The sequence below is a fragment of the Fusobacterium sp. genome, from assembly GCF_032477075.1.
Lineage (GTDB): Bacteria > Fusobacteriota > Fusobacteriia > Fusobacteriales > Fusobacteriaceae > Fusobacterium_A.
This window is the reverse complement of record NZ_JAWDXO010000005.1, coordinates 116095-130107: the sequence shown is the minus strand read 5'-3', so window position 1 is coordinate 130107 and position 14013 is coordinate 116095. Positions and strand designations below refer to the sequence as shown.

General features: G+C 29.8%; 13 protein-coding genes. 1 reads left to right on the top strand and 12 read right to left on the bottom strand.

Annotation, left to right across the window (positions count from 1 at the left end):
• Positions 1-218: 218 nt before the first annotated feature.
• Positions 219-611, bottom strand: coding sequence for a hypothetical protein (locus E6771_RS04100; RefSeq protein ID WP_316089847.1), 393 nt, complete (start codon positions 609-611; stop codon positions 219-221).
• Positions 612-782: 171 nt separating this feature from the next.
• Positions 783-1259, bottom strand: a complete 477-nt coding sequence (gene hutX, locus E6771_RS04095; RefSeq protein ID WP_316089846.1) for a heme utilization cystosolic carrier protein HutX — start codon at positions 1257-1259, stop codon at positions 783-785.
• Positions 1260-1504: 245 nt separating this feature from the next.
• Between hutX and E6771_RS04090 the strand changes: the two genes are divergently transcribed.
• The gene (locus E6771_RS04090) at positions 1505-1699 is read left to right on the top strand and encodes a hypothetical protein (protein WP_316089845.1); all 195 of its coding nucleotides are present in this window, start codon (positions 1505-1507) and stop codon (positions 1697-1699) included.
• 55 nt (positions 1700-1754) lie between these two features.
• Here E6771_RS04090 and E6771_RS04085 read toward each other — a convergent pair whose 3' ends face one another.
• The 10 genes from E6771_RS04085 to E6771_RS04040 form a co-directional block, all read right to left on the bottom strand.
• Entirely contained in the window at positions 1755-2303 is a 549-nt protein-coding gene (locus E6771_RS04085) for a hypothetical protein (protein WP_316089843.1), read from the bottom strand.
• A 37-nt stretch (positions 2304-2340) separates the two neighbouring features.
• Complete coding sequence (locus E6771_RS04080) at positions 2341-2520, bottom strand: hypothetical protein (RefSeq protein WP_316089842.1); 180 nt, start codon at positions 2518-2520, stop codon at positions 2341-2343.
• Between the two features lie 15 nt (positions 2521-2535).
• On the bottom strand, positions 2536-5286 hold the full coding sequence (locus E6771_RS04075) for an autotransporter outer membrane beta-barrel domain-containing protein (protein ID WP_316089840.1): 2751 nt from the start codon (positions 5284-5286) through the stop codon (positions 2536-2538).
• Positions 5287-5980: 694 nt separating this feature from the next.
• Positions 5981-6766, bottom strand: coding sequence for a DUF5131 family protein (locus E6771_RS04070; RefSeq protein WP_316089838.1), 786 nt, complete (start codon positions 6764-6766; stop codon positions 5981-5983).
• 297 nt (positions 6767-7063) lie between these two features.
• A complete protein-coding gene (locus tag E6771_RS04065) occupies positions 7064-8008 on the bottom strand; it encodes a PfkB family carbohydrate kinase (protein ID WP_316089837.1) in 945 nt (314 codons plus the stop codon).
• A gap of 15 nt (positions 8009-8023) precedes the next feature.
• Positions 8024-9394, bottom strand: coding sequence for a glycoside hydrolase family 32 protein (locus E6771_RS04060; protein WP_316089835.1), 1371 nt, complete (start codon positions 9392-9394; stop codon positions 8024-8026).
• 13 nt (positions 9395-9407) lie between these two features.
• The gene (locus E6771_RS04055) at positions 9408-10814 is read right to left on the bottom strand and encodes a PTS transporter subunit EIIC (RefSeq protein ID WP_316089834.1); all 1407 of its coding nucleotides are present in this window, start codon (positions 10812-10814) and stop codon (positions 9408-9410) included.
• Between the two features lie 212 nt (positions 10815-11026).
• On the bottom strand, positions 11027-12010 hold the full coding sequence (locus tag E6771_RS04050) for a LacI family DNA-binding transcriptional regulator (protein ID WP_316089833.1): 984 nt from the start codon (positions 12008-12010) through the stop codon (positions 11027-11029).
• Positions 12011-12266: 256 nt separating this feature from the next.
• Positions 12267-13664, bottom strand: a complete 1398-nt coding sequence (pepV, locus tag E6771_RS04045) for a dipeptidase PepV (protein ID WP_316089832.1) — start codon at positions 13662-13664, stop codon at positions 12267-12269.
• A gap of 20 nt (positions 13665-13684) precedes the next feature.
• A complete protein-coding gene (locus tag E6771_RS04040; RefSeq protein WP_316089831.1) occupies positions 13685-13990 on the bottom strand; it encodes a PTS sugar transporter subunit IIB in 306 nt (101 codons plus the stop codon).
• Between the last annotated feature and the right edge of the window lie 23 nt (positions 13991-14013).

The following is a 14013-nucleotide window of genomic DNA, read 5'->3' as shown; positions in this document are numbered from 1 at the left end:
TTTTAATAACTTTTTTCATTTTTCCTCCCAGATTTTTTTCATATGCAGAATATACAATTCTATATACGTGAATAATATTATATCCATTTAATTCTTAAAATCAAGAGATAAACTCCTATTTTTAACTCTGCTTAACATCAATTAACAGGAGATAACAAAAAAGAACCTGTTCCATTGGATTTTATCCAACAGTTCAGGTTCACTATGATTAATTTATTTTAATCAGGTTTATATACTCCGCTATTTACAGCATTCTGCATTGCAGCCCTTATTTTTGTTCCTCTTACAGAAGCTCCAGCTACTTCTATTTCTTCTGGTTTGTATAGTTTTTCTAGAACTTCTTTAAATTTTTTTCCATCTGTGAATTTTAAAATAGTCTCATATCTTTCTTTCTGATCAGCTACAGATTTTTCTTTTAAATAGTCAGTTCCTTTATATGCAAGCGTTCTGTATTTAGGATTACTTACAATATCATCTTTTAAATTAAACTGCACCTCAACCTGTGTTTCCTGACCTGATACAAATACTCCTCTGTAGAGACCATTTCTAAATTCTGCACCATATGAAACAAGACTGCTCACCAATGCAAGCATTAATAAACTTTTTCTCATTCTGCTACCTCCTAGATGTTTTTTAAAATTCTTATGTTTGTAATACAAATGCCACAAAAGAACGGTATACTTAAAACATAATAAATCTTTCCCCAAGATGTTTTATAATATAGATATAAAGAAAGCGGTTTTTTATTAACTGCTTTCTTTATTTTTTGAATTAATTTTTTATTATAAATTATTGAAGCTGTCTAAACATTCTTTTATAAGTTCTTTCTTTTCATCTCTTGGAACATAAACAGCAAATATTTCTTTTTCATCTTCTCCAAAGAATTTTATAGAGCAGCTTTTTCTTCCATACATCATATCTTCCACAGCAAATATTTCTTTTATTTTAGAAGCTGATAAATGTCCCCCTATAGAAGATGATCCATCATGAAAATTTAAAAATCCATGAGAATAAAATCCTTTTGGAAATTTATCTTTTATTTCTAAAACGAAACTAGGTGTAACAACCAGTAACAATACTTTTTCCCAGCTTCTCAATATATCAAAAAGTTCATCTAACTTAGATATATCATATTTCCTTACAGTTGGTGCTGGTGCCTGTCTCAATACCTCTATAAAAGATATCTCCAAATCTTTAGATATTTTTGACAATGATGCTCCTTCCCCATTTTTCAATATTTCCTCAATCTTTTCCTTCATAATATCCTCCTGTTATTGTTTGATTATACAAATATATTATAATGCAAATATTTTTATAATCCAATCTTTTTTTAATTTTACCTATATTTTATTTAAAAAATAGATTTTTAGATTATTTTCATAAAAAATTAAAGATATATTTGTAAATACTTATTTTTTTATTATTAACATGATATAATATTATAAAGAAAAGCCTTTATAAATACTATTTGTAATATCACTAAAAAAACTCAAGAGGTGAAATAATGAGCAATTTTAAAATAAACATAATAAATGATATTTACTTTAGTAAGTTTTTTATGATAGTAAACGCAGACACTAAAGAACAAGCCATAGGAAAAGCTATAACACGTTACAGAATGAGAATTGTAAAAAAACTGGGTCATTCAGAACCTAGAATAAATATAAAAGATAATATAATTATAGAAAAACTTAGATGAATTAATTCAAATAAAAACACTGGAAATATCTCCAGTGTTTTTTATTTTATATATTTTAAGAAAATATTATATGTTTAAATTGATCTATAAAAAAGTTAACATCTTCTGCATCTATTTTTTCAATGTCTTTTATCTGGCAGATATTTGCCGGATCCCAAAGGATTATTCTTCCTTTATTGGAGCAAGAAATAAGTTTTTCCTTAAACTTTTTTTTATTTTTATCAAAAATAACTACAACATATTTCTCATTAGAGGTATTGATAAACTCAAAACTGATAATTCCGCTCCTTTTTTTAATTGAATGCGGTAAAATAGAAGCTCTGTACTTGATTAAAAAATATAATTTTAAAACTCTTTCTATTTCATTATTTTCTAAAATATAAATTTTATTTTTTAATTTGTATATATTATCTTTTAAAGTATTTCGTACCTTTTTTTTTAATAAAGCCAGTAATATATCCGTATTATTTAAATTGTCTTTTTTCAATTTTTTTAACCCATTTGATATAATATTATATTCTTCTTGAGTGAATCTATTTCCAAAGATTCTATATTCCTTTAAATTTTCATTTTCAATTTCTACTACTTCATTTTTTATTTTCACAGTTATTTCCCCTGTAATACGAATTTTTTCATAAAAATTATTCTAAATTTTCAAAAAGTGCCAAGAGAATTTTGTTTTTCTTTTTATATTTTTTCTTCAGTACATTTAAACTTTCTTTTATAAAATCATATTCTCCCTTTGAAACACGGCATCCTAAAATGAAATGTGGTTTTTTACCGCTTCCAGCTGGTCTCCCTCTTTTTCTTCTCTCATTCATTGAGGTATCTCCTTATTAAAATGAATATTTTATTCCAACAGTCACTCTTGAATCTCTATAACCACTTCCGCCCCATTGGTGAGCCACATTTCCCCACAGGCTTAAATTAGGATTCATTTTTACTTCCATTCCTATTTTAGCTTCTCCTATGTCCTTTGTTCCTTTTTGTTTATTATTTACTCCATCCATCACTACATTATAATCTTTTGTATTATGTATCCAGTTTACTTCTACAAAAGGCTGGTATTCTCTGTTTTTCTCCTTATCTACTGAAGAAAAATTATTTGCATAGGCTTTTACCCCTAAACGTGTCTGTATATTTCCATCACCTTTATTTTCTACTAATGTTCCATTCTCTTCTTTGTGATCTTTTGTTTTCACGCCCATATATATTACTTGAGCTTTTGGCTGTACATAATATGTTTTTCTGTCTGAATGGTCATTTTCTATTTTGAAGCTATATCCACTCTCTATTGAGGCAGTAACTCCTTTTGAAGAATATTTTTCGTTAGCAAGTTCATCACCACGAACTTCATTGTCAAACCAGTTATATGTAACCCAAGTATCAGTATACATTCCTGATTTATCTTCTTCATTTGCGTACCATGTTCCATACAGTCCTATATTATATCCTGTTACATCTCCTTTTGAAGAATATTTAGTTACATTGGAATCTGTTTTACTGTGATTAAATGCATATCCTCCCATTATTCCTAAATGATAACGATTTTTACCATTTGTACTCCATTGTGCAATATCTCCTCCTACTTGTAAAACATAACGTTTACTTGTAGTTTTTAGTTGATCAGAACTATCTCTGAATGTATTATACCCACCTACATTTCTTACCCAGATACTTGACACTTTGTCTTCATTTAAAAGAGCATCTGTATATTGAGTTTCTCCAAGACGATCATGAAGGCTATGAAGAAATAAAGTATTTACAGCAGCATTATTTGCCAGATAACTTCCTGATTCTGGTCTATATACTGGTCTCTTTTCTTCTACCACTGATGGTATTTCTGATTCTGGATCTGGTATAACCATTGGTGGTGTAACAGGAGGCGTTACTGGTGGTGTAACAGGAGGCGTTACTGGTGGAGTTACTGGTGGAGTTACTGGTGGAGCTGGAAGAGTACTTGTTAAATACCAATTTTTTGTATCAGTAGTAGTTCCATTTCCACGATTCAAAAAGTATTCATAAGACCCAGCCACTATACGCCCATCTTTTTCAAATTCTCCATTAGAATTTCCCATTATAGATATTAATTCTATTCCTTCCAGAGCCTCAGCTCCAGTTCCTCCTATATTATTAACTTTTACTTTTGTTGTTCCTGATGTATCTCCTGTGATAATCAAATTATCTGTTCCTGATGTATCATCATTTAACTCTGTATCAAAAACAATATAACCATTAGCACCATGATAATTTCCATTAATAGTGAAAACATCAAACTCATTATTGGAAACTGATGAAAGATTTATTACTCCTCCATTGTTGTTAACATCTCCGATTAAAGTATATGAAGTTGTTTCTGTAGATGAACTTCTAAATGGAGTTAATACAGCTCCATCTTCAAGAGTAAGTGAAGTTAGGGAAGAATCTTTATCCATTTCCCAAACACTTCCATTTCCTGATATTTTTAAATTTATTTTAGAATCATATCCAGAATCTAGTTCAGTTGATCCAATAAATTTGGAATTATCATCCATATTTAATGAAACATATCCACCTTCAATAGCAGAAATATTTCCTGATATATCAAATTTTCCAGAAGATGAAGTAACAGTATTTTCATCAATATTTATATCACTTCCTCTAGAATAAGTATCAGGATCTATAGAAGGATCAGCAAGATAGCCACTCATTATAACTGAGTTTTCTCCTTTAGCTTGAATAACATGACTACTGTTTTCTGCTCTTAGAATAGCTCCTCCCTCTAAATAAACTTTTCCAGGTCTTATATTATCAGTATGAGTTCCCTGTTGTTCTGTAGAGGCAAATATAGCATATGCATCTACTCCATTAGCAGTAATTTCTGCATTATCTCCAAGCTGTACTACCCCTCCTTTATTGGCATAAACAGCATGACCTTTTTTAGCATTAGATTCTATTTCTGCATTATCTCCAACAAAGACAAAAGCCTTTCCTTTTGTATTATTATTTTTTCCATTGATTAACCACTCAGTTGTTGATAAGTTTGTTATATCTTTATCTCTATTACCAGCATAAACAGTATAACCTTGAGCTTCAGTACTATTTACTGCTGTATAGGCATACGTATTTTTAAGAATAGAGTTATCTGGCAGAATAACAATACTCTTTGAATTTTCATTAAAATAATTATTAGCTCTTACAGTAACCCCTGATTTTGAAGTCAAATCAGCACTACTTTTTACATAAACTAAATCTGTATATTTAGTATCATAATTATTAGAACCCATATTTATGGCATCAGCACTGCTTCCAGTAGTGTTAATCTTCAAATTATTAGCATAAAAATAGTTACTTCCACCATTGGTTCTCACAGCATCAGCTTGAGACCCAGAAGTTGTAAATTCAGCATTGTTCAGATAGTAGTCTCTATTGTTAAGATAGGCTCCAAATCCTTGCAATGGACCAGTTTTTGCTGCAACAGTAGTAGTTACCTTGACATCATCACCACGATTAACAGGTGAATAATACAAAGTCTGGTCAGTTTCCACTGTTGCTCCTAAAGAAATGATTGCCTTTATAGCAAACATTATTAATATACTTTTTTTCATTTGACTCTCCCTATTGCATTAAATATTCAAGTATTAAAAAAACAATACAAAATTCCTTCCCATAAAGAATATATGAGTAATCATATATTCTTTATTATACTAAAAAAAATAACTAAAATTTTTTAGTTATTTCTGCACACAAAAAATATTAATTTTTGTGTGCTATTTTTATTATAATATAAAAATCAAAAAATATCAACTTTTTATTTTTTGTTTTTTAATAAAACTTAAATTTTTTATGAAATTAAAAAAAAAATTAGATTTTTCGAAAACAAAGATAACTTTTTTATATCTTTGATAATTTTATTTTTAATAAAATTGATATTAATTCAAAAATACAAAAAACAATAAAATATAGATTTAAAGAATTATTTTAAAAATAAAAACATAAAATAAAAGTAACAAATTTTATTTGAAAAAAGAATTTTTTTTATCATTTTAAAAATTAACATTTTATATAAAAACATTTAATATTTTTGAATTAGTGAGATTTTAATAGATATAAAAAAAAAGAGAGATTCTTTTTTCTTTTTTCATAAAAAATAAATTCTCTCATAAATATTTATTTTATTATAATTCTTAAACCTGTAAAAAACTGGATTAAATTTGTATCATATGAAATAAAAAGGAATTTTAAAAAAGAACTTTAAAAATTAAAGTTCTTTGATAAATATTATAAAAGCTTACATATTCTTTAATCAAATAATTTCATCTGTTCATCTTCAGATGTTTCTTTAAGTATTATTGAAGAATTCTTTCCCTTATAATTTAATCCTGATTTTCTTGCCTGTTCCCCTTGTAGTTTTTTAGGAATATGATATTTTTTTCCATCTTTTATAAAATACTCTCCTGTTTCAAAAAAACTAAAAGTTGTATCATATTTCCTGCACTGTTCATAAAGGCTTTTTATCCAATCATAATTACAAGGTCTGGCTCCAGCATAATTTTCTCCACTGGCACTTATATCATTTATTATTCCATCTTTCAGATACTTTTCTATATTTATTTCTTCTAAAAGAGGAGCTGCTACTACTCCTTTATACTTAAATGGCAGTTTTAAAAGAATTGGAATTCTTTCATCTGCTCTCTTTTGATTTTCTGCTGTTATATTAATACAGACATTATCCCAGCCATTATTCCAGTCAGGAGGAAGTACCTCTTTTATTCTCTCTGGTCTTTTTGTTAATATCCAGAAAACAATATCAGTTCTGATACGCATCATATCCCATATTTCTTTTCTCCATTCATCTGCTTCTTCCAGAAAAAAATCTGAAGTCATACAAGTATAAAGAAGAGTCCCTTTTTTTATTTTATAGTTTCCCTTTCTATCTTTTTTCAGAGGAAGATTAAAATTATTTTTTACCTTATATACTATATTACTTCTCTGTCCTCTCTGAGCATCTAAATAGTACATATAGCAATTTATGCAGCCTTCACTTTTTTTATAACAGCCATGCCACGGATTCCATATCTCACTCATTTTTTCTCCTGTGAAACTTCTCAATTCTTTATCTGCATAATAACATTTTTATTCTTTCATTTCAAATCTTATATTTTTTCTCTAATCCTGTTTTAAATTATTTTTTATAAAATAGACTATTTTCAATTAATTTAATAAAAATATCTTTTTTATATACTCTGATTAATATGGAAGAATAATTTATGAAAGAAGCTGAAAATATAGAATAATATAAAAAACAACTTTTAAAATGCACTGTATCACTGCCATGAAAATTCAAGTTAATTTTTTTAATAATTGAACTATTCTCTCTTATCCCTAGAGATTCTTCAATACCTCTTCCAATAGTGGCATAGCTGGTATAGCCCCTCTTTTTTCCACACACATTCCTGCTGTTTCATTGGCAAATTTTAAAAAATTTCTTGCTTCCTCTTTTGAAATATCATCAATCTTTTTCTGACATTTAATAAATTTGAAAAGTATTCCTCCCCAAAAAGAATCTCCTGCCCCTGTTGTATCTACTGCCTGACGAAATCTGCCTTTTTCTCTCACTTCAAAATCCTTAGTTTTTAAAAGAGCTCCATCAGCTCCCAAAGTGACAACTACACAAGATATTCCCTGATTTATCAAATGTGCTGCTGCCTCACTTGGATCACAGCAATCTGTAAGAAGATAGGTTTCTTCATCAGATATTTTTATTATATCTACATATTTAATAACTGAACGCATTTCTTTCATAGCTTCTTCTTTAGTCTCCCACAAAAGAGCTCTATAGTTGGGATCATATGAAATAACTGCCCCTGCTTTCTTTGCCTCTTTTACAGCTGATATAGTTGCACTCCTCACAGGTTCATCTATTAAAGAAAGAGAACCAAAATGAAATATTCTGCTGTTTCTTATAAGTTCTAAATTAAGTTCAGATATTTCAAGTTTTGTATCAGCTCCGGGTTTTCTGGCAAAAGAAAACTTTCTTTCTCCATTTTCTAATGAAACAAAGGCTAAAGTTGTAAAAAATTTGGAATCACTTATGAGCCCTTTTGTTTCTATTCCTTTATTTTCTAATACTTTTCTTAAAAAATCTCCATGTATATCTGCCCCTATTTTTCCTATAAAAGCGGTTTTCATTCCAAAATTTTGAGCTGCTGCCAGTACATTAGCTGGAGCTCCTCCAGGATTTTGTTCAAATGTTTTCATCCCTGCTTCTGATACACCACATGAAGTAAAATCTATTAATAATTCTCCTAAAGCTGTAATATCATACATATTCTTCTCTCCTTTTTAAACAGGAAAAAATCTTGCTGAAATCATTTTCTCCCCATTATTTACAGAAATCTCTATAAAACTGTTATCTATATATATTTTCAAATGAAGTTCTTCACAACTTTCAAAAGAGCAACTTCTTTCATATCCATATGCTGGGTCTACTGCTTGTTTTAAATTTTTTCTATCAAGAGTTATTTTTCTTTCAGAAAAATCTATCTTTAATTTCAAGTTATCCTCATCAGTTCCAAACTTTAAAATTTTATTTCCCTCTGTTGCCCTAAATATTCCCTCAGTAACAAAAGTTTCTCCAAGTATATTTCTTCCAGTCACTTCTGATAAATCCTTTTTCATATAGAGAGAAGTTATTTCTTTAACTGGCAAGGTATATAACTTTCCATTCTTCACATGGAGTTCTCTAGGCATAGTAAGTCCATGTCTCCACATATCCTTATCAGTAGGAAGCTGCTGATCTCCACATCCAAACCAACCTATCATTAAAGGTTTTTCATCTTTTCCATAAAATACTTGTGGTGCATAAAAATCAAATCCGCAGTCTATTTCATCATAATATCCTGCTTTGAATTTTTTTTCTTCTAAGTCAAGCTCTCCTATCATATATAAAGAAGTAAATTGGTTGTGATAACGATCTCCCTGTGCTTTCAATCCCATAGGAGAAAATATCAATACCCCTTTACCATCAATTTCTATATATCCAGGGCATTCAAACATATATCCAAGACCTTCTATTCCTATATCCAATATTCCTTCATAGTTCCAATTTAAAAGATTATCACTTTTATAAATAAGCAGTTCTCCATTTTCTGTTACAGTCTTTCCTCCTAAAAGCATGTAATATGCCCCATTCTTCTCAAATACAAAGGGATCTCTTATATCACCAGTAAATCCCTCTGGAGCTCCATCTATTATTGGATTATTTGAATACTTCTCTATTTTTCCCTCATTATCCATTACTGCTACTGCTTGCTTAGGTATTCTCCCATTTTCTGTTTTATAATTAGCAGTATAGAAAAGATAAAACTTTCCATCTTTTTCAATAGCATTTCCGGAATAACATCCATTTTTCTCATATTCTTGATTAGGTATTAAAGCGGCTCCCTGCCACTTCCAATCTTTCATATCTTTAGAGGTCACTCTTGCCCAGTGTTTCATTCCATGACTTGTTCCAAATGGAAACCATTGATAGAATAGTTGATATTCTCCCCTAAAATATCCCAAACCATTTGGATCATTCAGAAGACCACATGGAGGATAAATATGGAATTTAGGAATATATTTACTTCTCTGTACATATTTTTTTAATTTTTCTAAATATTCTTTATGTTTCTCTTCTAAATATGTATATTTTTCAACTTTTAAAAATTTCATTTCTACTCCTTTATTATTTTATTTTTTTCATCTTATTATATGAAACAATAAATATGATAGGAAGAGAAAAAGCCAAAAAATTTCCTATTATATAGTGTATCAATGTAGGAGGATTACTTATAGTAATTCCTGGAAGTCCTGTAAGAGCAAAACCAATAGCCTTCACATCAAATATCTTCATATATGCTCCTGCTAACCCCGCTCCAAGTATAGAGCATAAAAACGGAATTGAAGAATCTTTAAGATTTACAGCAAATATAGCTGGTTCTGATATTCCAAATAGTGTAGGTATAAATGATGACATAGCTATCTCTCTATCTTTTGATTTTTTCTTAGCCAGAATATACATTCCAATAGCCCCTCCACCTTGAGCAATAATAGAGACTGACCATAGGGGCTGAATATAATTAAATCCTGTTTGTGCTACAAGACTCGCTTCTATTCCTTGAATAGCGTGTTGTGTACCAGTAACCACAAGAGGTTGAAGAGCCCCTGCAAATATAAATGCTCCAAAAGGTCCGCAAGAACTATACAAAAAATCTATGATCGTTCCAAGTCCTGTTCCTAAAGCATTCCCTATTGGTCCAAATACAAGAAACAAAGCCAATCCTGAAGATACAAGAGTAAGAGCTGGAACAAATATAAATGAAACCATTTGTGGTACAATTTTTAAATAAAATTTTTCAGCTCTTGCTAAAAACCAAGATGACAATATAGCTGGAAATACTCCTCCCTGAAATCCTACTGCTGGGATGGAAAAACCTAATAAGTTCCAATACTGTGGTACTTCCTTTCCAAGAGCAAATACATTGGCATCCATAAGTGTAGGATAGAGCATAGTACATCCTAAAACTATACCAAATATAGGATTTCCTCCAAATCTTTTCACTGCTGAATATGTTACAAGTAAAGGCAAAAAAGCAAAAGTTGAAGCCACTACTGTTAGAAATGTTGCAAATCCCGCTATAACTTCATATTTATCTGCAAGTGCTCCATCCATTCCAAAGAGTCCTGCTGTAGTCAATACAGACTTTACTCCTAATATCATAGCAGCTCCCACAAATGCTGGCACTATTGGAATAAATATATCTGAAAACACCTTAAATCCTTGTTTCATTAAATTTTCTTTTTTCATTCCTGCTGATTTTATATCATTTAAAGAAGCTTCTTTAATTCCTGCTTCCTTTGTAAAAGCATCAAAAACTTCATTTACTACCCCACTTCCAAATATTATCTGTAACTGCCCACTATTTAAGAAAACTCCTTTTGTTCCCTCTACTTTCAGCAGTTCCTCTTTATTAAATTTACTAGTATCTTTTAATACCAAACGAAGTCTAGTTACACAATGTGCAGCATTTTCTATATTTTCTCTTCCCCCTATGTTTCTTAATATTTCCTGTGAAATTTTTTTATAATCCATCTCCCACCCTCCTATTTTAACTTAACGTTCTATTTCAGTTATACAAGAACTAAATTTGTATTTTTAGTCAACTTTGAACGTTTCAAGTTTTAATTTATTATAAATCAGGTTTTCAAAAAAAGCAAGACCTGATTTATATTTTTTATATTTATTTTATCTTTGAACCAAATAATTTCATTGATTTATCACTGAGATCAGATTCCATATCTGTTCTATATTTTCCTTGCAGTTTTTCCTTGTATAAATGAAACTGGAAGAATATCTATTTTTTCCACAGAATTTTTTAATATAAGATTATCTAAAACTCTCACTGCTTCTTCAGCCATTTTTTCTATAGGCTGTCTAATGGTAGTTATTTTTATTATTTCATTTTTATAGCTTTTTGCTCCATCATATCCTATTACTTGAACATCATCAGGTACTTTAACTCCATATTTCTCAAGGATATCTATTACTCTTTCAGCATATCTGTCTGTTACAGTAAATATTCCATCTGCTTTTTTTCCAGACCCAAATCTATCTTTTATATATTCTTTTATCCACGTATCAAAATCCTCTTTAATATTCTCTTCAAAATATATGTTATGAGAAATACTATTTTTTATACAGTATTCCTTAAATCCTTCTACCCTGTCTTTTACTGCTTTATTTTTAGAAGAACTTCTTCCTATGCATATAAGATTCCTGCATCCAAACTCTATCAGTTTTTCTGCTGCTAACCTTCCTCCTCCAGTATTATCACAGGTAATATATGGAATATCATCATTAAATTCTCTTTCTAAAGATACCATTGGTATATGAGATGACATATACTCCTCAATTTCACTGTATGTTACACATATTATTCCATCTACTTTATTTCCTTTTGCCATTGAAAGATATTTAACTTCAATTCTATAATCATCATCTGAATTACACAGGAACATTCTATATCCTCTTTTTCTAAGTTCCTTTTCCACATAAAAAGTGAGTTCTGAAAAGAATGGATTCCATATAGTAGGTATAATTAAAGCAACAGTATATGTTCTATTGGTTTTTAAAGCTCTTGCATATTGATTAGGTACATATCCAAGTTCCTCTATTGCTTTCTTTACTGCTATATATGATTTTTCCCTTACTTTCACATTATTTATAACATTGGATACTGTTCCTCTAGATACTCCTGCTGCTCTTGCGACATCATTGATTGTTACCATATAAATATCATTCCTTTCCTTTTTTGTATTCTTTATCTGCATAATAACATTTTTATTCTTTCATTTCAAATTTTATATATTAAAATTTTTATATGTAGTCATAGAAATAATTCAGTTTATATTAAAAAAAATAATTATTTATTCTAAATAGGAAATACAATCCTATTAATAAGAGATTTTATTTATAATAAGCTGCAATTATAAAAAAAAATGACTGAAAGAAATCTAACTCTTTCAGTCACTAATATCACTCTTTTTATTTAACTAATGCTCCAAGCCTTAATATAGCCCTTGCATATATTTCCATTCCCTGTTTCAGCATATCAAGATCCATACATTCGTCAAAGCTGTGAGGTTTACCATTATATTCTTTAAAATTAGGACCAAAAGCCACTGTATTGGGCATCAGTTTAGCATAAGTTCCTCCACCTAATGCAGCAGGTTCCTCATCTCTCCCTGTTACATCTATATATACTTCTTGTAATTCTTTTACCAAAGGATGAGTTTTTTCAAAATAAAGAGGTGCATTATGATTTTCTTTAAAAAATATAATATCTTCTTTTTCTCCTGCTGTTTTCAATCTTGAATCAAGAGTTTTTTCATCTATAGAAGCAGGATATCTTATGTTAAATTTTACAAATATCTCATCATCTTTAATATTTGTTATTCCTGCACTTATTGTGAGATTTCCTACTTCTTCATTGACAGTTTTTATACCTAGTTTCTCTCCATCTGAACTTTCACCAATATAATCTGAAATAAATGATATAAATCCTTTTGCTGCATCCTCTTCCCTAATGATCAGATCAAGGAATTTATACATTCCTAAAAGAGCATTCACCCCCTTATGAGGTGAACTTGCATGAGCTGATATTCCTGTACAGATTATCTCTGTTATATCCCCTTCATAATTTACTGTATATTCCGCTTTAGACGACATTCTTATTTCATTAAGAGCTTTCTCTATATTCTCTTTAGGTATATTTCTTACTTTAGCTATACATTTTTCAGGTACTATATTTGATCTTGTTCCTGCTTTTATCTCTATCAATTTTGAATTTTTCCAGTCTATCTTTTTTCTAAATGAAAATGTGTATATCCCCTTTTCAGAAAATATTACTGGGAATCTTCCATCTGGAGTAAAAGCATACTTTGGTTCTTTTTCCCTTGCCAGATAATATTTGATATCTTCATCTCCGCTCTCTTCATTAGTTCCAAATATTACCCTCACTCTTTTATTGAATTTCGGATGTGTATCCACTACTGCTTTCAGAGAATACAGAGCTGATATGATAGGAGCTTTGTTATCGATAGCTCCCCTTGCTGTAAGCTGATTATTCACTATACACCCTTCATATGGGGGTACACTCCAGCTGGCTTCATCTCCCTCAGGAACTACATCTATATGCCCTAAAACAGCTACATATTCTTCGCCCTCTCCATATTCAGCATATCCAATATAGTTGTCTAGATTTTTCACTTTAAATCCAAGACTTTGAGCTATTTCCAATACCTTGTTTAAGCCTTTTTTAAGTTCTGTTCCATAGGGAGCATCTCCTGCTTTCTCTGCTTTTACAGTTTTTATTCTTATAATTTCAATGATGCTTTTTAAAGCATCATTGAAATGTATATCGATATATTCTTTTATATCCATAGTTCTCTCCTGTAATGAAATTAGTCTATCAAAGAAAGAGCAAGTTCTAAAACTTTATCTCCTTTCATCATACCATAGTCCATAGTATTGATGATTTCTACTTTTTTTCCAACTGTTGCTGCTACTGCTGCTAATTCATCTTTTTTATATTTTACTTGTGGTCCTAATAGAAATACATCATAGTTACCAAGATTTTCTTGGAACTTTGCTATACTTAAAGCATTGATTTCAGCTTCTATCCCTTTTTTTACAGCAGCTTCCTTCATTTTTTTAACCATAAGGCTTGTTGACATTCCTGCATCACATAATAATAATATTTTTTTCATTGTTTCCCTCCTGATTCTTTATC